The organism is Bifidobacterium sp. CP2 (assembly GCF_018555635.1).
GTDB classification, from domain to species: domain Bacteria; phylum Actinomycetota; class Actinomycetes; order Actinomycetales; family Bifidobacteriaceae; genus Bifidobacterium; species Bifidobacterium saguinibicoloris.
In genome coordinates this window covers 51,557-76,165 of sequence record NZ_JAFEJX010000001.1, presented here as the reverse complement: position 1 = coordinate 76,165, position 24,609 = coordinate 51,557, and the positions used below count along the sequence as shown (strand labels likewise).

Below are 24,609 nucleotides of genomic sequence, written 5' to 3'. Positions count from 1 at the left end.
AGACGAATGAAGGGCTCGATTCCAGCTTGGAACCGAGCCCTTCATTCGTATGCCATGCATCGTCGGCCGGGAGCCGGTCAGGCGGAGAAGTCCACCTCGCCGAGCTTGTCGATGAGCTTCATGTTCTCGGAGTAATCGACCGGGCAGGCGATGATGTCGATGCCCGAACCGGAGCGCAGCGCGGCGCGCAGGGTGGGGTAGAGCTGGTCGGCCGATTCGATGAGATGACCCTTCGCGCCGAAGCTCATGCCCAGCTCCACCACATCCGGGTTGTTGAAGTCCACGTATTCGTGATCGCCGTCATGCAGGTCCATCTTCCACTTGATGAGGCCGTACGCCTCATCCACCCACACGAGGATCACGATGCGCGCGCCCACGCGCACTGCCGTCTCGATCTCCTGCACGTTCATCATGAACGAGCCGTCGCCCATCACCGCGAGCACCGGGCGCCCGGGGTTCTCCAGCGAGGCCGCCACCGCTCCCGGAAGCGTCCACGCCATGGTGGAGAGCGAATTGTCGATGACGCACGTGTTCGAATAGTAGGTGGGGTAGAGGCGGGCCATCCACATCTTCAGCGCGCCGGTGTCGACCAGCGCGATGTCCGTGTCCGTCTCCATCGCGCGGCGCGTGTCCGCGACGATGCGCTGCGGCTTCATCGGGAACGAATCGTCCTGCGCATAGGACTCGTATTCGTCCGTCAGCAGCTCGTGGATCTTCGGGTGGGACACGCCGAACGACACACGCTGGCGCCGCAGCGCGTCGACCAGCGCGGACAGGGTCGCGTCGATGTTGCCCATGATGTTCAGGGCCGTCGAATAATGCGCGTCCGTGTCCTCGATGAACGTGTTGATGTGGATGATCGTCTTGTCGTCGTTCGGATTGATCTTCTTCGGATCGAACTGCTGGATCGAGAAGCCGACCGCGATGATGAGGTCCGCCTCGTCGAACGCGAAGTTCTCGTAGTCGTGGCGCATGAAGCCGACCACGCCCAACGCCAGCGGGATGCGGTCCGAGATCACGCCCTTGCCTTCGAACGTCGTGGCCACCGGCACGTTGAGCTGCTCGGCCAGGGCGAGCAGACGGTTCTCCGCATGGCCGCGCGCCACGCCGTTGCCGGCGAGGATGATCGGGTGCTTCGCGCCGCGGATGATGCTCACCGCGCGTTCGATCGTGTCCGGCGTGGGGGCGAAGCTCATCGGGTTCGGCAGGGGCAGCGGCCTCGCGCCCTCGGGCGCCGGCATCTCGGCCACGTCCTCCGGCAGAATCAGACAGGTCGCGCCCGGACGGTTTCGCTGCGCGATCGAGAACGCCTTGCGGACCATCTCCGGCACGGATGCCGGTTCCATCACCATCGACGTCCACTGCGTCAGCGGACGGAACACGGACACCAGGTCCACGATCTGATGCGATTCCTTGTACAGGCGTGTCACGTTGCCCTGCGCGCAGATCGCCACCAGCGGCACCGTGCTCGCGTTCGCCTGCGCCACCGGAAGCGTCAGGTTCAGCGCGCCCGGGCCGAGCGTCGCCAGGCACACGCCCGGCCTGCCGGTCAGATGGCCCTGCGTGGCCGCCATGAAGCCGGCGCCCTGCTCGTGGCGCGTCAGCACGAAGCGGATGCGCCCGTCGCGGGCGATGGCCTCCATCAGCGGGATGTTCTCCTCGCCGGGGATACCGTACATGATGTCGACGCCCTCGTTGACGAGGCATTCGACGAACAGGTCCGCCACCGTGCGGACGTGGGACCCGGGCCGGGACGGGGACGCCGGCGATTGCTTGGAAACGGAAGATACTGCATTCACGGAAGGGAAGTGTAACAGTCGGCATGTGCGGTTCGCGTCCATGGCATGTCACATCCGTCCGTATGACGGACTTTTCCGGAGGCGCTTGCGGTAACGGATGCCGTCGCAAGAATTCACCGATGTTCACCTGCCCGTAGGATGCCCGGACATGTCCGTTCAACCGGCGGCCATAGCGTGGCAGCCGTGAGCAGGATGAAGTCAGACCGGCGCGGTCACGCCGGCGGACGGCGGATGGCCGTCCTCACGGGCATGGCGATCCTGGCCGTCGCGGCCGTCACCGTGCCGAACGCATTCGCATCGAACGGCATGAATCCGCTGACGGGAACGGATCCGGGGAACACGGGCGTCGTCACCGTCGCGGACATCACCGATTTCCACGGGCATATCGAACGCGGCGAAGCCAACGCGGAAGGATTCGAACTCGCCGAATCCCATAATCCCGGCGGCATGGTGGCCGTGTCCGCCGGCGACCTGGTCGGCGGCAGCCCGTACGAATCGGCCTACGAGCAGGACCGCCCCACGCTCGACATGGCCAAGACGTGGGGGCTGGGCATCTCCGCCATGGGCAACCACGAGCTCGACAGGGGCGTCGCCGACTTCAACGACCGCATCGCCGACCCCGCCAACGGCATCGACTGGCTGTGCGCCAACGTCTCCGCACGCAACAAGAGCGCGCACGGCAAGCTCTCCCGGGTCAAGGACTACGTCATCCGCAAGATCGGCGGCAAACGGGTCGCCTTCATCGGCGCCATCACCGACGCGCTCGGCGCCGTCACCACGCCGCGCATCACCGCCGACGCCGACCTCGGCGAGACCGCGGTGCACGCCATCAACCGCGTCGCCGACCAGCTGAGCGACGGCGATGAGGCGAACGGCGAAGCGGACGCGGTCGTCGTCCTCCTGCACGCCGACGCATCGGCCGCCGCGGGACACGGCGACGCCGCCATCGACTCCAACGTCGACCTCGTCTACTCCGGCCACAGCCACGCCGTCAAACGGATGCGCACCGCCGCCGGCGCGCCCATCATCGAAGCGGGCAGCTTCGGACGGCAGATGGCCGTGCAGGACCTCGTCATCGAGGGGAAAGGGCGGCACGCGCGTGTGACGGTGAATGACGTGGACCTCGGCAACGGCACCACCGCATCCGCGGTCCCCGGCGTCATCGACCTCAACGGGGATGACGGCGTGGCGCGGGCGAAACAGGCCGCCTGGGAATCGGCCGGAACGCCCGCCGAACGCGTGCGTCGCGCACGCGACGTCTACCAGGCCGCCGCGGCCGGATCGCAACGCGTCGGAAACGAGGTCGTCGGCACCATCGCGAAGCACGCCTACTTCGGCAAGGCGTCCCGCAGCGGGGAGAACGCGCTCGGCACGCTCGTCGCCGACGCCGAGCGCGAGGCGGTGCAACGCGCCGCCTACGCGGGGGACCGCATCCCCGTCGTCGGATTCTCCAACGACGGCAGCCTGCGCACACGGAGCCTCGACCTTGACGGCGACGGCGTCATCACCCGACGCGAGGTGGACAGCATGATGGCCCTCCAGTTCAAGGTCGCGAAGACCACGCTCACCGGACGCGAACTCAAGGCCGTGCTCGCCCAACAGTGGAGGCGACATGACGGCAAGCTCGCCGTAGCGCATCTCGGCGTGTCCTCCAACGTGTCCTACCGGTACTCGACGGACGGGGAGGCGGACGTCGTATCCGGGGAGCCGGCGCGGGACGCCGGCGACGTGCGCATCGTCGACCTGCGCGTCGACGGCAGGCCGATCGGAGACGACGACATCGTCATCGCCGCGGCCAACTCGTTCCTGCTGCAGGGCGGTGACCGGTACACCGCCTTCCGCACGGGCAGCGACTACCACGAGTTCGACGAAGGGTACGGCGACGCGCTGGCCGCCTACCTGCGCCGGCATCCGGCCGTGCGGAACGACGCGCCGGCCACCGGGACGGAGCTCGCGTAGCGGCGCGTCATTCCGCATGCCCGTTCCGTGGGCTTACACAACACGAAGGCCCCTGTCCGGTTCAATGAACCGGACAGGGGCCTTGTCCGTCATGATGGAGGAATCCGCGCCTGTGCGGTGCGAATCCCTCCCGCGGGAATCACTTCACCGCGTTGAGCCACTGCTCCTTCGTGGCCTTCTCGGCCTCGAGCTTCGCCTTCTTCTTCGGATCGGACTCCGCCTCGATCTTCGCGGACAGCTCGGCCAGCTGGGCGTTGAGCTGCTCCTCGAAGCTGGACTTGCGGGCGTCGGCCTCGGGATCCGACTGCTTCCACGCAGCGTCCTCGACGGCCTTGATCTGCTTGTCCACGGCGTCCAGACGGCCCTCGATGCGACGCATGTCGTCACGCGGCACATAACCGATCTGGTCCCACTCCTCCTGGATCTTCGCGAGCTCCTGGCGGGCGTGCTTGGCGGCCTTCTCGTCCGAGACGGGCACCAGGGCCTCGGCCTTGACGAGCAGCGCCTCCTTGGCGGCCAGGTTCTCCTTCTCGGAGGAGCTGATCTGGTCGCGGTCCGCCTGACGCGCGTTGAAGAACGTGTCCGCGGCCTCACGGAAGCGGGCCCACAGGGCGTCGTCCTCGTTGCGGCCGGCGCGGCCCGCGTGCTTCCAACGGTCCATGAGCTCGTTGAACCTGCGGGAGGTCTCGCCCCACGCGGTGGAATCCTTCAGCTCGTTCGCCTCGGCGATGATCTGCTCCTTGGCGGCCTTCGCCTCGTTGCGCTCCACGTCGCGGGCCTGCGCCCACTTGCGGCGCGCCTGGTTGAACGTGGTGCGGGCGGCGGAGAAACGCTTCCACAGCTCGTCCGCGTCCTTCTTGTCGATGCGCACGTTGTTGCGCTGGTGGGCCTGCCACTCGTCGAACAGCTCGCGGAAACGGTCCGCGGTGGAGCGCCAGTTCGTGTTGTCGCCCAGCGAGGCGGCCAGCTCCTCGGCCTTCTCCACGATGGCGGTGCGGCCCGCGATGGCCTTGTCCATCGCGGCCTTGCGCGCCTCGGCGATCTGCGCCTTCTTCGCCTCGCCGGCGGCCTCGAGCTCCTTGAGCTGCGCCTTCAGCGCGGCGATGTCACCCACCACGGCCGGGGAGGCGGTCTCCTCGGAGAGCATCTTCAGCGATTCGTCGATCTCGCGCGGCTTGACGTTGCGGGACTTCAGACGCACGGCCAGCGCGTCCAGCTTGGCCTTGAGGTCAAGGAACCTGCGGGCGTACAGCGCCAGCGCCTCCTCCTTCGACACGTCCGGGAACTGGCCCACCTCGCGCTCGGCGTCGCCCTCGCGCACGTACACGGTGCCGTTGTCGTCCACGCGGCCGAAGGCCTCGGCCGCCTTCACGTCCGCCTCGGAGTGGCCGGACGCTGCCGGCGCGGACACGTGGGCGGCGGGAGCCTTCCTCGCGAACGCGGCCGGGGACGGCGCGTGCGGCTTCGGCATGGCGGAGGGTTTGGGAGCCGCGGGTACGGCCTTCTCCACGGCGGGCGTCGCTGCCTGCTCGGTGGTCTCGGTGGTGTTCTCGGGTTCGGTGACGTTTTCGTCGGCCATGGCCAGCTCCTTACAGCTTGGAAGTGTGTGCGATGCGTGCCGACATCCCCGGTGGAACCGTGATGTTTGACGCAACCCTCACCTATTATATTGATTCCGTGGCTAAAGGCGCATCAATTTCAGGATTTCCAGAGTGGCTCCCCTCTGAACGCGTTGTGGAGCAGCGTGTCATCGACACGCTCCGTGAAGTTTTCGAGCTCAATGGCTTCCTCGGCATCGAGACCCGTGCCGTCGAGACCGGGGCGTCCCTGCTGAAGAAGGGCGAGACCAGCAAGGAGATTTACCTGCTGTCCCGTCTGCAGGAGGTCGGACACGAGTCCGACACCCCGATCGAGGAGCGGCTCGGCCTGCACTTCGACCTCACCGTGCCGCTGAGCCGGTACGTGGTCGAGCATTCCGGCCAGCTCGCCTTCCCGTTCAAGCGGTGGCAGATCCAGAAGGTCTGGCGCGGCGAACGTCCGCAGGAGGGCCGTTACCGCGAGTTCGTCCAGGCCGACATCGACGTGATCGGGCAGGGCGACCTGCCGGACCACTACGAGGTGGAGCTGCCGCTCGTCATGGTCTCCGCGCTGGAGCGCCTGCGCGCGTTCGGCCTGCCCAAGGCCACCGTGCACGCGAACAACCGCAAGCTGTCCGAGGGCTTCTACCGCGGGCTGGGACTTACCGACATCGAGGGCGTGCTGCGCGAGATCGACAAGCTCGACAAGATCGGCGCCGATGAGGTCGCGAAGCTTCTCGTCGAGGAGTGCGGCGCATCCGAGGCGCAGGCCAGGGCCTGCCTCGAGCTCGCCGAGCTGACCGCGGCCGACGGCGCCGAGCTCGCCTCGAAGTTCGATGCGCTGTGCGCGGGCCACGGCATCGCCTCCGATTCCGAGGCGTACGCGCTGGCCCGCCAGGGTCTCGACACGCTCGCGATGATCGTCGATGAGGCCGCCGCCATCCGCCCCGGCTCCGTGATCGCCGACCTCAAGATCGCGCGCGGACTCGACTACTACACCGGTTCCGTCTACGAGACGTTCCTCGACGGCGCCGCCTCGCTCGGCTCCATCTGCTCCGGCGGACGCTACGACAACCTCGCCAGCCAGGGCAGCCGCAAGTACCCGGGCGTGGGCCTGTCCATCGGCCTGAGCCGTCTCGTGAGCTACATGCTGCACACCGCCGGAGCGCACGCCAGCCGCGTCTCCCCGGCCTCCGTGCTGGTCGCGGTGTGGAACGAGGAGGAGCGCGCGGGCGCCAACCGCATCGCGAACACGCTGCGCTCGCGCGGCATCGCGGCCGACGTGGCCCCCACCGCCGCCAAGCTCGGCAAGCAGATCAAATACGCCGACAAGCTCGGCATCCCGTACGTGTGGTTCCCCGGCCAGGACGGCGCAGGCGACGAGGTCAAGGACATCGTCACCGGCGACCAGGCCCCGGCCGACGCCACGTCGTGGGAGCCGGATACTGTTAATGCCCGGCAAACCGTTGTCATCGGCTGATTTCCGCGCCGGAACGCATGGAAACCAACGTCGTCAACAATGAAAGAGGAAGCATGAGCCAGACGGCTTACAGAACACACCACGCCACCGAGGTCACCGAGGCCCTGGTCGGCCAGAAGGTCACCCTCGCCGGTTGGGTCGACCGTCGCCGCGACCACGGCGGCGTCGCCTTCATCGATCTGCGCGACTCCACCGGTCTCGTGCAGGTCGTCATCTACGACGAGGACATGGCCCGCCCGCTGCGCAGCGAATTCGTCATCCAGGTCGTCGGCGAGGTCCGCCTGCGTCCGGAGGGCAACGAGAACGAGCACCTCGCCACCGGCAAGATCGAGGTCGTGGCGGAGAGCATCGAGATCCTCGCCAAGTCCGACGCCCTGCCGTTCCAGGTGTCCACCGCCCTGGAGAACGAGTCCGAGAACAAGCTGCCCGGCGAGGACATCCGCCTCAAGTACCGTTACCTCGACCTGCGCCGCCCGTCCATGCAGCACAACCTCAAGCTGCGCTCCGACATGGCCAAGGCCGCCCGCCACGCGCTCGAGGACATGGACTTCACCGAGGTCGAGACCCCGACCTTCATCAAGTCCACCCCGGAGGGCGCCCGCGACTTCGTCGTGCCGGCCCGCCTCGTGCCCGGTTCCTGGTACGCGCTGCCGCAGTCCCCGCAGCTGTTGAAGCAGCTGCTCATGGTCTCCGGCGTCGAACGCTACTACCAGCTGGCCCGCTGCTACCGCGACGAGGACTTCCGCGCCGACCGTCAGCCCGAGTTCACGCAGCTCGACATGGAGATGGCGTACGTCGACCAGGAGGACGTCATGGCCATGGCCGAGAAGGTCATCGCCGCCATCTGGAAGACCGCCGGCTACGAGGTCACGCTGCCGCTGCCGCGCATCACCTGGCAGGACGCCATGGACAAGTACGGCTCCGACAAGCCGGACCTGCGCTTCGGCAACCCGCTCATCGAACTCACCGAATACTTCAAGGACACGCCGTTCCGCGTGTTCCAGGCCCCGTACGTGGGCGCGGTCCTGTTCAAGGGCGGCGCCTCCACCCCGCGCCGCCAGTTCGACGCATGGCAGGAGTGGGCCAAGCAGCGCGGCGCCAAGGGCCTCGCGTACGTGTCCTTCACCGAGGACGGCGAGCTCAAGGGCCCCGTCGCCAAGAACCTGTCCGATGAGGAGCGCGCCGGCCTCATGGAGGCCGTGGGCGCCGAGCCCGGCGACGCCGTGTTCTTCGCCGCCGGCTCCCGCGAATCCTCTCAGCTGCTGCTGGGCGCCGTGCGCGTGGAGCTCGCCTCCCGCGCCGGCCTGCTGGACCCGAAGAAGTTCGCGTTCACGTGGGTCGTCGACTTCCCGTTGTTCAAGCGCACCGACGATCCGGACGACGACGACGTGGCGGTCGGCCACTCCAAGTGGACCTCCATGCACCACCCGTTCACCATGCCGTCCAAGGACTGGATCGACAAGTTCGACCAGGATCCGGAGCACGCCATGTCCGACTCCTACGACATCGTCTGCAACGGCGAGGAGATGGGCGGCGGTTCCGTGCGTATCCACCGCGACGACATCCAGGACCGCGTCCTCAACGTTCTCGGCATCAGCTCCGAGGAGGCCGCGGAGAAGTTCGGCTTCCTGCTCGAGGCGTTCAAGTACGGCGCCCCGCCGCACGCGGGCATCGCCCTCGGCTGGGACCGCACCGTGTCGATCCTCGCCGGCGCCGACACGATCCGCGACGTCATCGCCTTCCCGAAGGCGGGCGGCGGCCGTGACCCGCTGACCGGCGCCCCGGCTCCGATCTCGGCCGAGCAGCGCGCCGAGACCGGCGTCGACTACGACCCGGATGAGGACGAGGACTGATCGTCCGATCTGACGCGAGAGGGCGGAACCCATGTGGTTCCGCCCTTTTCGTCATGTGCCGGTTCCCGATTCCGGGGCCTGCGGAATAGGGAACCGGGGACCTGTTCACATGCACATGGGAATCGTTGCGGTTCCGCTGTTTCACCGATCCTTCACTGTGATGTTCCGTGCGGTTCCGGTTCCCCATTCCCAGGGGCCGAAAACTGGGAACCGAACACCCGCTCGAGGAACCACCCGTCATGGGAGGCGACGACCAGCGCCCCCGGGTAATCGGCCAATAATCTCGCCAACGCCTCCTTGGACGACAGGTCGAGATGATTCGTCGGCTCGTCCATGACGATCAGCTGCGGCCGGCCCGGCAACGACAGACACAGCAGCAGCTTGCGCAGCTCCCCGGGCGATGGCTCGCCGTCTTTGAGCAACCGGTCCGGATCTGCGTTGAGCCGCGCGTACGCGCCGAGCACGCGCGCCCGGTCCGCGGGACGCAACGCCCGCAATCGCTCCAGCGCACGGACGGCATCGTCACGGGTCGCGTCCTGCGCGACAACCAGTTTCGGCACGTCGGCGGCACGGGCGACCATCGCGCGCAGCAGCGTCGACTTGCCGGTCCCGTTCGGTCCGGTCACCGCGACGTGGTCGCGCGGCCCGATCGAGATCGTCGGGATCGCAAGTCCCACGGCAGGTGCGCCGTCGGCGGGCGGCGACAGGCTGATGCGGTCCCCGGAGACGTCGGCTCGGACCATTCCGGCCGGCGGTTCGTCGGCCTCTCTCTCCGGCCCGGGCCCGGAGCCGGCGACTTCATCCGGATGGCCGGCCCCGAACCGGGCATCCGCGAGGTGCCGCCCGCCGAACCGGATCACACCCGGTTCGAGCCGTGCGAGTTCGCGTCGGCGGCTCGGCTCGATGTCGAGCCAGATGTCGCCGTCGTAGCGTTTCGCCGCGGTCGTCAGGCCCTCGGCGCGCCGGCGCGCCGCATCGAGACGCCCGTTGAGCTGCGTGTACTGCCGGGTCGTCGCGGCGCCGATCGTGGGACGTCCGTACTTCATCGCGGCGCGCGCGTCATGGTCCTTCGGGTCGATGCGACGGCCGCCCCGTTTGGCGGCGTCGAGGCGCTGCACGTCCGCGAACCGTCGCGCCTTGACCGACTGCAATCGCGCGGTCTCGCGACGGGCGGCGTCCGACGCGGACGCGTCGGCGGCGGCGCGCGCGTCCATCAGCCGCGCGGCCCGCGTGCATCCGCCGGGATACGTGTCGGCGACGGTCACGTTGCGTGAGCCGACGTGCCGACGCGAGAGCGCCACGCACCGGTTGCACGTCGCATCGATGAGCGTCACGTCGTGCGACACGACGATGCCGATGCCGCGGAACCGGCGCATCGCGGCGATGATGTGGTCGCGCGTCCCCGCGTCGACATGGTTGGTCGGCTCGTCGAGGATCAGCATGTCCGGACGGTCGGCGAGCGCGCAGGCGATCTGCATGCGCTTGCGCTCGCCGCCGGAAAGCGTGTCGTATCGGAACGGCCAGTCGTCGCCGAGCTTGAGATCGTCGCGCAGGGCGATCGCCTCGGGCGACCAGTCGGCCGCGAAATCGTCGAGATTCGCCGGGACCGTCGCGATGTCCTGCGGGCAATAACCGACGACCAGCCGCGTCGGGTCGGGAACGACGGTCCCGCCGTCGGGCCGCAGGGTCCCGCGCGCGATGGCCATCAGGGTGGATTTGCCGATGCCGTTGTCGCCGAGCACCGCGCTCCAGCCGCGCGGGAACGACGCGGAAACGCCGGTGAACAGCGGTTCCGACGCGTCCGGATAGGTGAAGGTGACGTCGGTCAGGGTGAGGATGGATGGTTGCATGAGATCACGCCTTGTCATTCGGGCGTGCCGGGGACGAAAGGGCGATGATGACGGCAAGGAACCTATGGAATAAACGGCCGGGACCTTTCCGTGACGCGGGCGTTGCCGCGTTCGACCCGGGAAGGCATAGGACCGCTGATGGATGACGCACGGCGGCACGCTTCGGCGCGCGGTTCCGCTGCACTACCGTCATCCCTCACAGGCGCAATGCGACTTCGTTCCTTCCATCCGGACCCCTTGGCATATGGAAGGCCCCATTTTCGATCGCGAGCCATCGTACCGCGGGGGACTGACCGAGGTTTGGTTCCCGATTCCCGGCCTTTGGGAACGGGGAACCACAATCGCACGGAACCGCACGGTGAAGGACCGGTGAAACGGCGGAGCCGCAACGATTCCCGTGTGCATATGAACAGACATCCGGTTCCCGATCGCCGTGACGTGACGATCGGGAACCGGAGACCCTAGAGGATGGACCTGGCCAGATGGATCATTCGTCCCTGACGCAGCATCAGCGTCCTGATCGTCTGCACGATGGCCTTTCTGGCGACGTCGGTGGCGAGGTCGTCGGCCGTGACCAGGACGATCTCCCAACCATGCAGCTTCAATCGGTTGAACCGGCGGGCATCGGACCGCATCTGCTCCGGTCCGGCATGGTACGAACCCTGATATTCGATGCCGAATTTGATGTCCGGGTAGGCGATGTCGATGAAGGCATGGCCTCCGCCGCCGAAGTCGACCCGATGGTTGACGACCGGCTTGCCCAACTTGTTGCGCATCACCAGAACGTAGACCTGTGATTCGGGAGGCGAATCGGCGTGGTCGGACAGGAACGGCGCGATGCTCAAGCATTTGCCGCGTCCGGGGAAGTTCCTGGTGTCCGTGGCGTATCGCACGAGTTCGTCGATGGTGGCGACCCGTCGTCTGGTGTCCCGGCAGGCGAACGATCCCGCGATGACCGCCAGGCTTTCCTCGTTGCAGTGCCGTGCCATCTGCGCCCAGGCCATGGGCGGTTTGACGACGGAGAACCCTTCGGCGGGCATGTCATGGAGCAGGAATTCCCCGCTCCACGTATGGGTGACGACGTCGGCGAACCGACGGCGTCTGCGTTTTTCGGGGAAGACGATATGCGGCATGTTCGTGGACAGCGTGCAGCCGTCGGGGATGTCGGTCCCCCAGAATCTCACGGCGGAGCAATGGGAGAACACAGGGGAGATGTCCATGGCGTCGGAGGCTTCGACAAGGCGCCAATATTGGTGTTGTACAAGGCGCCGGGCGTTTTCGAGCATGAATGAGGTGTTCATGCCGCGAGCCTATGGCGTTCCGCTGGCCGGAGGCAAGTGCAAACGGGTGCTGTGGACAGAGCCCCCCGTTCCCGGTTTCCGGCCTTTGCGGATCGGGAACCGGGAACTCATCCGGCCGGCGTGAACCGCCCGTCGATGAGGTAATGGATGCGCCCGTCGGTCCCTTGGTAGTGCCGTTTCGCGTCACGCTCGACGCCGCGGCGCATCGGCGCGTTGGAGGCGTCGGAATCGTCGTGCGGCATCATCAGGAACATGCGTTGGGCGAGCGTCGTCCAGTCGGAGCCACGGATCTCCGACGACGACACGCCTCCGGCCTCGTGCAGGGCCGTCAGCCGCGTCGCGCCGTCCGTCACGTCGAGGTCGGCGGTCCACGTCGATTCGCCACCGGAGTCCAAGACGATATGGTCGCCTTCGAGCGACCGGTAGAACTCCTCGCCGAACGCGTAGACGTACGCGTGCACGACGTCGCCGTCGCGCGTCCAGTCGAGGATGCGCACGCGGGAGAACGAACGTGGGTCCTCGCCCACGCGTTCGGGGACGCACTCCCCGCCGTCGTCGGTCGAGGCGCCGCAGTCCGTCACGTAGCCGTCGTCGTCCAGCCGGGACGACATGTCCGCAAGACCTCGGCGTTCGAGTTCGCGCGTGACGGCATCGACCGCCTGAACCACGTCGAACGGCGGGTCGTCGACGTGACCCGGTCCGAGGTCGGCGTGCGCGTAGCCGCTGCCGTCGTCGAACCGGATGGCCGATGCGCGATACCACAGCCCGTGGTAGTCGGTCCGTTCGCCGCCCGCGACCGCGTGCGACGAGCGCAACGCGAGCAGCGGCGCCCGTCCGCTCATCCAGCGATGCACGTCCGCGCCGGCGCCTGCGCCGAGCGCGACGGCGAGCGTCAGCAGGGCCGCGACGATCGGCGCGGCGCGTTTCCAACTGTGGGGACGGATGGCCGTCCTGCCTTTGTTTCCATCGTTCATGTCCTTCAGTATCGGGTGTCGCATGCGGCCGGGCAACGGGACGTACAGACTTCCTGTACGGTTCCCCCGACGCCCTGTCCGGTGGACGATAATGGGGATATGACGACGATCGCGATCGTGGACAACGACCGGTTCGCGCTGCCGATGCTCGCGCGGACGATCGGCCGGGCGCTGCCCGGCGCGCGCATCCTGTGGACGGAGACGACCGGGGGCGCGGCGGTCCACCGCTGCCTCATCGCCGGCGTCGACATCCCGGACGTGCTCGTCATGGACATGTCCCTGACGGATATGGACGGCGCCGAGGCGTGCCGCCGCATCCGCGAGGCGTCCGTGAGGCCCGCGATCCTCGCGATCACCTCGTATGCTCCGAACCACTATCGACGCAAGGCCGCGGACGCCGGCGCGCAGGGTCTCGTCGGCAAGGACGTCTCGCCGCGCGAACTCGCCGACGCCGTCCGTATGGCCGCGGACGGCACGCCGATGGCGGGGTTCCGCACGGTGGAGGACGCGCACGCGGCCCTGTCGGAGGCCGCCGGACGCAATGCGACGCTGTCCGCAAGGGAACGCCAGGTGCTGGAACGGTACGCGCGCAATCTCGATACGGAGGAGATCGCCGAGGAGCTCGGCATCCGCCCGTCGACCGTGTTCGTGGTCCTGCGGCGCGCGCGGCTCAAGCTTGGCGCCTCGTCCCGCGCCGAGGCGATCCGCCTGTTTCTGGGCGAGGACCGGCGTCGGACGTAGGACACCGGGGGTTCCACGGCCTTCCCCGAGGGCCGTTTCCTCCCCATGACCTGCTATTCCGCGGATCATACGCACGTCCCGCGGAGCCCTCCTCCGGAATCATCGGATGGCTCCGGACCGTCAAGCGCGTCGATCGCCTGGTACGTGGCGGCCATCGCGTGGCGGATCATATCGCGGATGCCGCGCAGCTCCGCCGACTGGCGTTCGTCGAAGCCGAACCCGTCGGACTCGAGGTCGGCGTTGATGCGCATGACCGCGTTCGCGAGGTCGTTGGTGGCACGGTCGTGCAGCGTGGCGGCGACGTGCTCGCGCTCGCGGCGGCGTCGGGCGCGTTCCCGTGTGCGCAGCCGGTCCGACTGCCATCGCGAGACGACGGCGAGCAGGGTGGCGCACAGGAGATAGGCGAACGCGACGACCGCCGAATCGGAGACGCCGAACCCGAACAGGATCTTGCGGTCGACGAGCAGCGCGGTCGCGGCGAGGACGGACACGAGCGCGGCGGCCCAACGGCCGTCCCTCCAGATGATCGCGACGGACGGCACCATCGCGACGAGGAACGAATACGACATCGGGAACGGGGAGACGAGCCCGACGCACACGGCCATTGCGACCAGCCATGCGCCGGCGCGCGGACGAACCGCCAGCACCGCGAGCGAGACCACCGCGACCAACGGCATCAGCAGGTACGACAGGTGAAAGACCGCCGGCCAGCGCAGGACGGCCTCGACGGCGACGCACACGGCGATGACGGCGCAGACGGCGGACAGGTGGGGTCTCATGAATCCATTATCGGCCATCACGGTTCCCGGTTTTCTCCCCTAGGGAATGGGGAACCGGAATCGCACGGAACCGCACGGTGAAGGACCGGTGAAACGGCGGAACCGCAACGATTCCCCATGTGCGTATGAACAGGTCTCCGGTTCCCGATCCGTGAAGCCCGGAAACCGGGAACCGGTTATAGGGAATTCCTATGGGAGGGGCGGCGTGGCAGGGCACGGCGCCGCTATGCTGGGCGGGACGTACGGGCCCGACGCGAGCGGGTCGTGACGGACGACATGAAGGGGGACCTATGACATTGGAGATTCTCGACTGGCATGACGGCGACCTGCTCGCCAAGCCGGTGTTCGACGAGCTGAACGCGCTGGTCGCGGCCGGCGTGCCAGAATCGAAGATCCTGGGCGTGACCATCAACACGGACGAGGAATCGGACACCGACCTGTGGTGCCCGAAGTACGGCGTGCCGTTCGCCGTCACCGGCAACGTGGTCGTCGTCCACACGCACAAGACCCGCAAGGCGCCGCCCGAATTCGCCGCCGCGTTCGTCACGGCCGACACGCGCGCCGACCTCAACGGCGTGGTCAAGCACACGCTGGAGGTGTCGAAGGTGAGCTTCGCGCCGATCGCGGACGCGGTCGAGGCGACCGGCATGGAGTCGGGCGGCATGTCGCCGATCGGGTTGCCGGAGACGTGGCCGCTGCTCGTCGACCAGCACATCCTGTCTATCCCGAAGCTGTATCTGGGCAGCGGCATCCGTCCCTCGAAGCTCGTGGTGGACGGCTCCATCTTCGCGGACATCCCCGGCGTGCGGTTCGTCGCCGGACTGGGCAAGCCGCGCCCCGTGCGGTGAACGGTGCCGCCCGATATCCGCATGGTGCGGTGAAACCCGCATGGTGCGGTGGCGTAAAACGGCGTGATTCCGGGGTTGTGAAGAAGGTGTGTTGCCGCACCATGGAGAGGGGCTTCGGTGAGGAACGCAGCGGCAGCCGGTTCGTCCCGCGGCGGCGGTCGGTCCGTCCCATATAGTGAACACCTGATGTCCGTCTGGTAGTTTGCCGGTAACACGGTGCCGTTATACTGACCTCCCATGTCAGAGAAACAAGAAGAAACGCGCCCCGTGGCGCCGCTGGTCCCGGGCGACGAGCCCGGCCGTCCGCTCGTCGAGCTGACCCACGTCGAGAAGCACTTCGGCGATCTGCACGTCCTCAAGGACATCAACCTCACCGTCAACAAGGGCGAGGTGCTCGTCATCGTCGGTCCCTCCGGCTCCGGCAAGTCCACCATGTGCCGCACCATCAACCGCCTCGAGACCATCGACTCCGGCGACATCCGCATCGACGGCAAGGCCCTGCCCCAGGAAGGCAGGGAGCTCGCCAACCTCAGGGCCGAAGTGGGCATGGTGTTCCAGTCCTTCAACCTGTTCGCCAACAAGACCATCCTCGAGAACGTGACGCTCGCGCCCATCAAGGTGCGCCACATGGACAAGAAGGAGGCCGAGCGCCTCGCCATGGACCTGCTCGCCCGCGTGGGCGTCGACTCCCAGGCCAACAAGATGCCGTCCCAGCTCTCCGGCGGCCAGCAGCAGCGCGTCGCCATCGCCCGCGCGCTCGCCATGCGCCCGAAGGTCATGCTCTTCGACGAGCCGACCTCCGCACTCGACCCGGAGATGGTCAACGAGGTGCTCGACGTCATGGTCGAACTCGCACACGAAGGCATGACCATGCTCTGCGTCACCCACGAGATGGGCTTCGCGCGCAAGGCCGCGGACCGCATCGTGTTCATGGCCGACGGCCAGATCCTCGAACAGAGCACGCCCGACGAGTTCTTCGAACACCCGAAGACCGAGCGTGCCAAGGACTTCCTCTCGAAGATCCTCACCCACTGACGCCGGACCCGCTGATTCGGGCATTCCGGATATCTCGGATATGAAGGAAACGGTGGAACCAACACCATGACAGCATTGAGACCATCATTCAAACGCATGGCCGGGCGCATCATCGCCGCCGTGGCCGCGGTGGCGTGCACGATGTCGCTCGCCGCATGCGGCGCGGACGAGGAAGGCAAGATCCGCATCGGCATCAAATTCGACCAGCCCGGTCTGGGCTTCAAGAAGTCCGGCACCTACGTGGGTTTCGACGTGGACGTGGCCAAGTACATCGCCAAGAAGCTCGGCTACTCCGAGGACGAGATCGTCTGGAAGGAGGCCCCGTCCAAGCAGCGCGAGGCCATGCTCCAGAACGGCGACGTCGACATGATCCTCGCCACCTACTCGATCACCGACGAGCGCAAGAAGGCCGTGTCCTTCGCCGGCCCCTACTTCGTGGCCGGCCAGGACCTGCTCGTGCGCAAGGACGACCATTCCATCAACGGCCCGGAGGACCTCAACGGCAAGCGCCTGTGCTCCGTGACCGGCTCCACCTCCGCCGCCACCGTCAAGGAGAAGTTCGCCTCCGAGGTGCAGCTGATGGAGCAGCCGGGCTACGCCGAGTGCGCGACCGCCCTGTTCTCCGGCATCGTGGACGCGGTGACCACCGACGACATCATCCTCGCGGGCCTCGCCTCCGCGTCCCGCGGCAAGTTGCGGGTCGTGGGCAAGCCGTTCACGCAGGAATACTACGGCGTCGGCATCAAGAAGGGCGACACCAAGTTCGCCGCCCAGATCAACAACGCGATCGTCGACATGATCCAGGACGGCTCGTGGAAGCGCGCCATCGCCGACAACACCAAGGGCACCTCGTACACGCCCGACGTGCGCTACAACCCGCCGACGCCGGACGAGGGGGAGAAGTGATGAACGGATTCCTCGAACTCTTCAGCCAGTATGACGTGCCGGGCGCGTTCCTCGTCAACATCGAACTGACCCTGTGGTCCGCCTTGTTCTCGATGATCCTCGGCGTCATCCTCGTGGTGATGCGCATCTCGCCGATCTCCTCCCTGAGGGCCGTGGCCGGCGCCTACGTGGAGCTGTTCAAGAACCTGCCGCTCACCATCATCATGGTGTTCATGGTGCTCGGCGCCTACGCGCAGCTGAAGCTCACCTTCTCCGACACGTTCGCCACGAACTTCTTCTGGCTGGCCGTGACCGGACTTAGCCTGTACACCGCGGCGTTCGTATGCGAATCGCTGCGTTCGGGCATCAACACCGTGCCGCTCGGCCAGGCCGAGGCGGCGCGCGCGCTGGGCCTCGGGTTCATGCAGTCCGCCACCGAGATCATCCTGCCGCAGGCGTTCCGCGGCTCCGTGGCGCCGCTCGGCAACACGCTCATCGCGCTGCTCAAGAACTCCACCGTGGCCGCCGCCGCATCCGTGTCCACCGAGACCTCGTCCCTGATGAGCTCGATGATCGAATTCCGTCCCGACGTGATCATCCAGATCTTCCTGATTTTCGCGTTCGGCTACGTGATCCTCATCATCCCGATCGGCATGCTCACCACGTATCTGTCCAACAAGCTCGCCGTGAGGAGGTGACCGTCATGGCCGATACTTCGAATTCCGTCCTGTTCGACGCGCCCGGTCCCAAGGGCCGTCGCACCATCCGCATCGTCAACTGGATCGCCGGACTCGTCTTCGCCGTCGTGCTCGTGCTCATCCTCATGCGTCTGCACAATCCGCCGGACGGCGAGAACCAGCTGAGCTGGGAGCTGTGGAAGCCGGCGGTCGACCGCGAGGCGTGGACCGACTTCTACCTGCCCGGCCTGTGGATGACCATCCAGGCGACGGTCGTGGCCGTCGTCGGCGCCGTCCTGTTCGGCCTGGTGTTCGGCGTGGGCCGACTGCTCCCGAGCACGCTGCTGCGCGGCGTGTCCGCGGTGATCGTCGAATTCTGCCGCGCCGTGCCCGTGCTGCTGCTCATGATCTTCTTCTGGCGCTGGTTCGCGTTCGCCGGGCTGCCGAGCCCCTCCTATTGGGCCGTGGTGATCGCGCTCATCCTGTACAACGGCTCCGTGGTGGCCGAGCTGGTACGTTCCGGCGTGGGCAACCTGCCGAACGGCCAACGTGAGGCGTCGCTCGCGCTCGGCCTGACCGAAACGCAGTCGCTCATCCAGATCGAGGTGCCGCAGGCCGTGTACGCCATGCTGCCGGCGGCCGTCACCCAGCTGGTCGTCGTCCTCAAGGACACGGCGCTCGGCTCGATCATCATGTACACGGACCTGCTGCAGGAGTCGCGCCGTCTCGGCTCGATGTACTTCAACATCCTCCAGACGCTCGTCATGGCCGCCGTGGTCTACTTCATCGCCTGCTGGCTGCTCTCGCGCCTCGCCGAATGGCTGCCCGAACGCATGCAGCAGCGCACCGCGGCACCCGCCGAGCCCGAGCCGGTCGCCCCGATCGCCGCCGGCGACCCGTCCAACGTCAACCAGATCGCCGTGGCCAAGGAGGTCGAGGAGCTGCCGCTCGGCGGCACGCCGCGCAAGTACCATGTGCACCATCGCGGCACCAACGCCTCCATCCGCAACTGGCGCAAGACCCGGTACGAGCAGGGCTACGACGCCACACAGCCCGATTCGCAGGTCGACCCGGAGACCGGACGCCCGATCCGCGAGGAGAAGGCCCGCAAGGCGAAGAACGCCAAGCCCGGGGAGGATGCGCCGCACCACCACGACCAGTACGGCCACGGCGAGAAGCATGACCGCGCCGTGTTCAAGCCGCACAACGACATCGGCGGCACGCACACCGATCTGGGCCGCAAACCGAAGATCTGAGCCGCGTGGGCGGGCCTTCCGGGCCTTCCGGGCTGATGGCCGAAGCCGGTCGTCGAAGCGGGCCTTCGCGACCGGCCGCTAAGGCCACGCACATCCGGCACGAAGAGTTCACCGAGTGTTCGGATGCGGCGTGCGCCGCATGAACGGACGGCGGATAGGTTGGGGGACATGACATTGTTCCCCGATCCATCCGCCGTCCGTCGTCGTTCCGGCACGTTCCGGCACGACGCGTCCCGCCGTCCCGCCACACCCCGCACGCTCCGGACGTCCCAGCCGCTCCTGCAGGCCGGCCGGGCGGCGCGCCGCGCGCTCGCCGTTTGCTGCACGGCCGCCATGACGCTGCCACTCGCCTTCGCCGCGTTCGGTGTGTTGGCCGTCGTCCCGCAGACCGCCCGCGCCGACCAGATGCCGAACCCCGATTTCGTCGCGTTGCTGTCCGACTACGAGAAGGACTACTGGCAGGCGCCGAAGAACGCGAAGCAAGGCGGCAAGGTGCTCGACGCCGCCACCATGCGGCGGGACGACGAACTCGTCCTCGCCATCAACCACCGCGGCGCCGAAGGCGCCGGCAAGGACGGGCTGACCCCGCAGCGCAAGCGGGCCCTCGTCGACGCCGACCTGTATCCGAGGGAGACCATGCCGGACGCGCTCGGCCCCGTGCTCGGCACGTACATGCGCGAAGGCATCGACCGGCACCAGCTGGGACGCGTCGTCGACCTGTTCCGGTTCAACGTCGCCCCCACCTATCAGACGAAACGCGCCGCCATGCACCCGCGCCCCTACCTCGACCGGTCCATCAGCACGTTCGACGGGACGAACGACCTCGCGGGGCTCCCCGCGAAACTCGACATCCGCCAATCGCCCTCCTGGGGCGACCACATCCCCGGATACTCCACGCTGCAGAAGAACAGCTCCTACCCGTCCGGCCACACCACCGGTGCCTACTCGTGGGGCGTCGCCCTGGCCGGCATGATCCCGGAACTCGCGCCGCAGATTATGGCGCGCGCCTCCGAAGCCGGCAACAACCGCATCCTGCTCGGCGTCCACTACCCGCTGGACATCATGGGCGGTCGCATCGGCGCCTCCGCGCAGAACGGACAATACTGGCACAACGAATTCGCCTCGTCCGTCCGTCCTGCAGCGGAACAGCTGCGCGCCTACCTCACCGCACGATGCAAGGCCGACGGGCACGGCGACACGCTCGCCGCCTGCATCGCCGACCTCAAGGCCGGCGCCGCCGGAGGATACACGAACGGCTTCCTCGATCCGGTGGCCACCGAGCCCGTCAAGGACCGGGCATCCGCCGTCCGCGTCTACACCGCGCGCATGACCTACGGGTTCCCGCAGGACAAAGCCGAGAAGGGGCGCCCGTTCACTGCTCCGAAGGGCGCCGCCGACGTGCTGCGGCTCGCGTATCCGCAGCTTCACGTCGACCAGAGGAACGCGATCCTCAAGGCCACCGCGCTCGACTCCGGCTACCCGTTGTGGAAGTCCAGCGAAGGCTGGCAGCGCATCAACTGGGCCAAGGCCCTGTGCGCCCGCGTCACGCTCGACGCGAACGGCGACGTCGTCAAGGTCGAGACCGCCGACGACGCGCGGGGCGCGACGTTCGATGGTCCCGTCGTCGTCAACGCGCAATACGCCGACCGCGGTGGCCATCCCGCCTCCGATACGGCGGCCGGCGAGAACGACGCGCCCTCCGCGGGCCCCGTCGCCGTCGCCGGCGTACGCAGACGTGCGTTCGACGGCGTCGCCGTCGGCGTGTGCGCCGTGCTGGCCGTTGCGGCCACGTTGCGCGTACGTGACCGTCGCCGCGTGCGCCGCGGCGTACAATCATGACCTATGGCCAAGGACGACATCAAAGGCGATAGGAAGACCGGCAAAGGCGGCAGGGACAAGGACCGTGCGGAGGCGGGCAAGGCGGTGCGCAAACGCGTCGACAAGGCGCTCGACGCCGCCGAGGCGCGCATCGGCATGATCGAGGAGAGCGAGACCGTGGCGGAGCGGCTCGCCAACGCCGCCAAATCCAGCGAACTGCTGAGCGCCGTATGGTCGCTGCCGCCCGCGCAGCGGCTCATGTTCCACCATGGGGTGAACGTGGGGGAGCTGGCGGCGGCCGGCGCGGGGGAGACGCCCGGGTTCGATGGCGACAAGCTGGACGGCGAACGGTTCATCGACCTGAGCTCGTCCGGCATCGCCCGCTACCAGCGGCTCATGTACGCCAACGGCGTGAAGGGGTCGAGCCGCAGGCTGCTCATCGTGTTGCAGGGCATGGACGCCTCCGGCAAGGGAGGCATCGTGCGCCACGTGTTCCGGCAGGGCGACCCAATGGGCATCCACTACCACGGTTTCGGCAAACCCACCGACGAAGAGGCCTCCCACGGGTTCCTGTGGCGCGTGGAGCGCGAACTGCCCGAACCGGGGTGGATCGGCGTGTTCGACCGTTCCCACTATGAGGACATCGTCATGCCGCACGTGTACGGCACGTTCCCCGAGGAGGTGTGGCGTGCGCGCTACGACCTCGTCAACGCGTTCGAACGGAACCTCGTCGCCTCGGGATGCGCGGTCATCAAGATCTTCCTCGTCTCCAGCCGCGAGGAGCAGCGCAGGCATTTCCTCTCCCGGCTCGACGACCCCACGAAATACTGGAAGTTCGACGTATCCGACCTGGATGCCCGCGACCGGTGGGACGACTACATGGCCGCATGGCAGGAGGTGTTCGAACGGACCAGCACCCCGGAGGCGCCGTGGTATCTCGTCCCGGCGGACAACCGCTGGTATTCGAGGGCCGTCGTCTCCGAGCTGTTGCGCACCACGCTGAGGAACATGAACATGTCCTGGCCGTCGCTCGAAGCGGAGGTCGACCCGGACGAGGCGCGCCGGCGGCTGGGGTAGGGGGAGTTCCGGTCCTGGCCTCGGAGCCAAGGGCTCCGTTCCGAGACCGGAACCGCGGCGTCATTCGTTCACACGGTCATATTCGTAGATGGCGCCCACTATCGTGCCGGCGGAATCCTCGGAGGAATCCCCAGGCGCATCCTCCACCGAGATGTCGCAGGCGACGATGAGCCTGTCCGCGGTGAGCGACAGGATGTGGACCCCGGCCATGGTGTCGCCGTTGGCGTCCAAGGCCCGGCAGCTCTTGTAGTGGCCGTCCCCGCCGTCCTCATCGCAGAAGGCGAGATGCGCGTCGTACGTCGCATCGATGTCGTCGTTTTCGTCGTCTCCGGAGGCGACGATGAAATAGACGTCGCCGAGCAGGTCGAAGGAGCCGTTATGGCCGCTGGCGTCGGCCTCGGTCCGGTAGTGGGCGCCGCTGTCCACGCCCGGGACCTCACCGTCGGCGCCGATACCCAGCATCCATGACGGCTTGCAGGAGGAGGCGTCGTAGTACGATGCGAACGCCTTGCTCACCGTGCATGTGTCCGAGAGGTCCGTGGTGTCGTTCTCGTCGTAGAGGGCGAGCACTCCCGTGGGCAGCTGCGCATCCTTCGTGCCCGATGACGACGGTCCGTCGTTCGATTCGGCCTCGGATGATGAACCGGATGACGGCGATTCCGACGAGACGCCTGCGGATCGGGACAGGGACGCCGCGGATGACAAGCCGATGGCGAGGGCCGCGACGGCGGCGATGACGTTGACGATGATGCCGGCGATGAACCCGTTGCGCGCGCGACGTGAATCCCGTGGACGTCGTCCGCGCCAGACGAGCCACAGGATGAGTCCGGCGACCGGAACGAAGAATCCGAGCACGCTCCATCCGAAGCTGTCGGTGTCCTGCTCCGGTGCCGGGGCTCCAGGTTGTGCTGCGACGGGATCGGGAGACGCGGGCGCGGGAGGCATGGAGACGGAGGGTGCGGGTGCGGCCGGAGGCGCCGGGTGCGTCGACGTCGGATGCGCCAGCGGCGCACCGCAATTCACGCAGAACCGGGCGTCGTCCCCGTTGCCGGTCCCGCATTGTGTGCAATACATCATCATGGTCCCCCTTCCGTCGTCTTCTTCGACGACTTCCATGATTCCGATTATAGGTCTTGCGTCGGCTCATGCGGCAGTGCGTCGGGGCGGCGACGGCGCGAATGCGAGGCGTCGGGAAGGTCCGCGACCGGGATCAGCACGTTGTAGGCGAGGAAATCCGGGGAGAACGCGGCATCGGGTGGTTCTTTCCTGCGCGCCGACCGCTCGCGTTCATGATCGATGATGGATTGCGGCAGCGGGGACCATGGGATGGGGAGGCGGTACCGCCGGCCCGGCGATACGCATGTCGTCGTCATGGTGCGGCGGGATGTGCCGTCACCCCATCGCAGATGACGGTAGACGCCCGCCAATGTGGCGAGCCATCGTCGGTCCCGTATGCCGTAGGCGGCTTGCGTGAAGGCGATGCATTGGAGGTTGCGGTCGGCGGCGTGGAGGAGGTCGTCGAGGTGCGATGACAGTGAACGCCATGCTGCGCCATTGTCGATGAGGTGTTGGTCGATGGGACGCCGTAGTTCGGCGAGCAGTGCATGCAGTTCGTTCTGCGGGAGCTGGATGAGCGGTGCCGATCGTTCGGCCCGGATGGCGAATCCGGCTTTCCGCAGTCCTTCGGCGAACAGGTCGAATCCCATGCTTCTGTCGCCGCGGAGCACTTTGGCGAGCGACGACTTGTCGACGCCCATGTGTTGGGCCAGCTCGGCCGCGTTCCAGCCTGTCTCGGCCATGATTGACAGCAGGATCCGCTTGGATGGCCGCACCTCGGTTTCGGATGTCGGTGCTCCGGTTGTTGACGTTGGTGCTTTCGATTGGTTCGTCATCATCGCATCCCCTCTATGCGCATATGGAGGGCGACCATGCCCCCATACGTCGATTCTATCCCCGTTCCGCTTGACGGAGCTTAGTGATTGGCCGTTGCTGATTCTTCGGGGGTGGGTGAGTGTTCTTTCGCGGTCGTGGCAGGCTGGTGTCCGATGGGACACCATTTCGTTTGTGCGGGTGTGGGGCGTGCAGGCGGATATTCGGTGTGGTTTGTGCGGCTGCGCGGTGATGCGGGAGGGTTGCGGTCTGTGCGGTTGTACGGCGACGTGACTACACGGCGATGCGTGCGGATATGCCGCGTGGAGATGCGGCCGCGTGTACGTCGCGGCCGGAGCCGTGCCGTGATGCGTCGGGGTCTTCGGCAGGGGCGGGGTCGTGCTCGCGTGGTCGTGACAATCTGGTGTCCGATGGGACACTGCCCCGTCCAATGGCTGGCGGTGTGGCGTGATTGTGCCGGTGGTGCGGTGCGCGCGATGTTGCTCGTCGGGTGCAGCTGGGTATGTGTATGGCTGGCTGGGGCGGTGACATGGACCGGATGCGCGCATGGCCGGGTGGGGCGGTGACCCAAGGTATTCATACTGCCGGTTCCTGCTTAGGGGTGGATGCGCGCATGGTGGGGTGGTGGCGTGGGTCGGATGTGCGCATGGTGGGGCGGGACGGTGACGTGGGTTGGATGCGTGCATGGTGGGGTGGTAGCGTGGGTCGGATGCGCGCCTGGCTGGGTGGGGCGGTGTGGGCTGAAGCATGGCGGATGGCTGTGTGGTGGTGCCTGGTGTCTTATCGGACACCGGGTTGTCATGGGGTGTG

19 protein-coding genes are annotated in these 24,609 nt (G+C 67.3%); 11 read left to right on the top strand and 8 right to left on the bottom strand.

The annotated features are described in order from the left end of the window. Positions 1–77: 77 nt before the first annotated feature. Complete coding sequence (locus JS531_RS00265; RefSeq protein ID WP_346427743.1) at positions 78–1,727, bottom strand: acetolactate synthase large subunit; 1,650 nt, start codon at positions 1,725–1,727, stop codon at positions 78–80. A 303-nt stretch (positions 1,728–2,030) separates the two neighbouring features. On the opposite strand from JS531_RS00265, the gene JS531_RS00260 reads away from it, so the two are divergent. Next, positions 2,031–3,758: a 5'-nucleotidase C-terminal domain-containing protein gene (locus tag JS531_RS00260; RefSeq protein WP_214311025.1), complete on the top strand. Its 1,728-nt coding sequence runs from the start codon at positions 2,031–2,033 to the stop codon at positions 3,756–3,758. A gap of 139 nt (positions 3,759–3,897) precedes the next feature. On the opposite strand, the gene JS531_RS00255 is transcribed toward JS531_RS00260, so the two are convergent. Beyond that, a complete protein-coding gene (locus JS531_RS00255; RefSeq protein ID WP_214311023.1) occupies positions 3,898–5,337 on the bottom strand; it encodes a DUF349 domain-containing protein in 1,440 nt (479 codons plus the stop codon). A gap of 98 nt (positions 5,338–5,435) precedes the next feature. On the opposite strand from JS531_RS00255, the gene hisS reads away from it, so the two are divergent. Beyond that, positions 5,436–6,815 (top strand): histidine--tRNA ligase, encoded by a 1,380-nt coding sequence (hisS, locus tag JS531_RS00250; protein WP_214311625.1) that lies wholly within the window; start codon positions 5,436–5,438, stop codon positions 6,813–6,815. A gap of 53 nt (positions 6,816–6,868) precedes the next feature. Beyond that, positions 6,869–8,668, top strand: coding sequence for an aspartate--tRNA ligase (aspS, locus tag JS531_RS00245; RefSeq protein WP_214311022.1), 1,800 nt, complete (start codon positions 6,869–6,871; stop codon positions 8,666–8,668). 152 nt (positions 8,669–8,820) lie between these two features. Here aspS and JS531_RS00240 read toward each other — a convergent pair whose 3' ends face one another. The 3 genes from JS531_RS00240 to JS531_RS00230 all read right to left on the bottom strand — a co-directional run bounded on the left by JS531_RS00240 (position 8,821) and on the right by JS531_RS00230 (position 12,793). Then, positions 8,821–10,518 carry an ATP-binding cassette domain-containing protein gene (locus tag JS531_RS00240; protein ID WP_214311021.1) on the bottom strand — a complete coding sequence of 566 codons (1,698 nt, stop codon included), beginning with the start codon at positions 10,516–10,518 and terminating at the stop codon, positions 8,821–8,823. 461 nt (positions 10,519–10,979) lie between these two features. Further along, a complete protein-coding gene (locus tag JS531_RS00235) occupies positions 10,980–11,738 on the bottom strand; it encodes a hypothetical protein (protein ID WP_214311020.1) in 759 nt (252 codons plus the stop codon). 188 nt (positions 11,739–11,926) lie between these two features. Next, positions 11,927–12,793 (bottom strand): hypothetical protein, encoded by an 867-nt coding sequence (locus tag JS531_RS00230; protein WP_214311019.1) that lies wholly within the window; start codon positions 12,791–12,793, stop codon positions 11,927–11,929. A 99-nt stretch (positions 12,794–12,892) separates the two neighbouring features. Between JS531_RS00230 and JS531_RS00225 the strand changes: the two genes are divergently transcribed. Beyond that, a complete protein-coding gene (locus JS531_RS00225) occupies positions 12,893–13,534 on the top strand; it encodes a response regulator transcription factor (protein ID WP_214311018.1) in 642 nt (213 codons plus the stop codon). 65 nt (positions 13,535–13,599) lie between these two features. Here the strand turns inward: JS531_RS00225 and JS531_RS00220 are convergent, their stop codons facing one another. Next, complete coding sequence (locus JS531_RS00220; protein WP_214311017.1) at positions 13,600–14,313, bottom strand: hypothetical protein; 714 nt, start codon at positions 14,311–14,313, stop codon at positions 13,600–13,602. 290 nt (positions 14,314–14,603) lie between these two features. Between JS531_RS00220 and JS531_RS00215 the strand changes: the two genes are divergently transcribed. The 7 genes from JS531_RS00215 to JS531_RS00185 all read left to right on the top strand — a co-directional run bounded on the left by JS531_RS00215 (position 14,604) and on the right by JS531_RS00185 (position 21,909). Next, positions 14,604–15,161, top strand: coding sequence for a YbaK/EbsC family protein (locus JS531_RS00215; protein ID WP_214311016.1), 558 nt, complete (start codon positions 14,604–14,606; stop codon positions 15,159–15,161). 237 nt (positions 15,162–15,398) lie between these two features. Beyond that, positions 15,399–16,196: an amino acid ABC transporter ATP-binding protein gene (locus tag JS531_RS00210; protein WP_236034404.1), complete on the top strand. Its 798-nt coding sequence runs from the start codon at positions 15,399–15,401 to the stop codon at positions 16,194–16,196. Between the two features lie 66 nt (positions 16,197–16,262). Then, positions 16,263–17,102, top strand: a complete 840-nt coding sequence (locus JS531_RS00205; protein ID WP_214311014.1) for a glutamate ABC transporter substrate-binding protein — start codon at positions 16,263–16,265, stop codon at positions 17,100–17,102. Further along, complete coding sequence (locus tag JS531_RS00200) at positions 17,102–17,779, top strand: amino acid ABC transporter permease (protein ID WP_214311013.1); 678 nt, start codon at positions 17,102–17,104, stop codon at positions 17,777–17,779. Before JS531_RS00205 ends, JS531_RS00200 begins: the two co-directional genes overlap by 1 nt. Positions 17,780–17,784: 5 nt before the next feature. Next, on the top strand, positions 17,785–19,014 hold the full coding sequence (locus tag JS531_RS00195; protein WP_240541964.1) for an amino acid ABC transporter permease: 1,230 nt from the start codon (positions 17,785–17,787) through the stop codon (positions 19,012–19,014). 333 nt (positions 19,015–19,347) lie between these two features. Then, positions 19,348–20,853 (top strand): phosphatase PAP2 family protein, encoded by a 1,506-nt coding sequence (locus JS531_RS00190; RefSeq protein ID WP_214311623.1) that lies wholly within the window; start codon positions 19,348–19,350, stop codon positions 20,851–20,853. Positions 20,854–20,988: 135 nt separating this feature from the next. After that, on the top strand, positions 20,989–21,909 hold the full coding sequence (locus JS531_RS00185; protein WP_240541977.1) for a PPK2 family polyphosphate kinase: 921 nt from the start codon (positions 20,989–20,991) through the stop codon (positions 21,907–21,909). A gap of 60 nt (positions 21,910–21,969) precedes the next feature. On the opposite strand, the gene JS531_RS00180 is transcribed toward JS531_RS00185, so the two are convergent. Together JS531_RS00180 and JS531_RS00175 are read right to left on the bottom strand one after the other, a co-directional pair. Beyond that, positions 21,970–22,989, bottom strand: coding sequence for a zinc ribbon domain-containing protein (locus JS531_RS00180; RefSeq protein ID WP_214311011.1), 1,020 nt, complete (start codon positions 22,987–22,989; stop codon positions 21,970–21,972). Positions 22,990–23,033: 44 nt separating this feature from the next. Next, complete coding sequence (locus tag JS531_RS00175; protein WP_214311010.1) at positions 23,034–23,708, bottom strand: XRE family transcriptional regulator; 675 nt, start codon at positions 23,706–23,708, stop codon at positions 23,034–23,036. Positions 23,709–24,609: the final 901 nt, after the last annotated feature.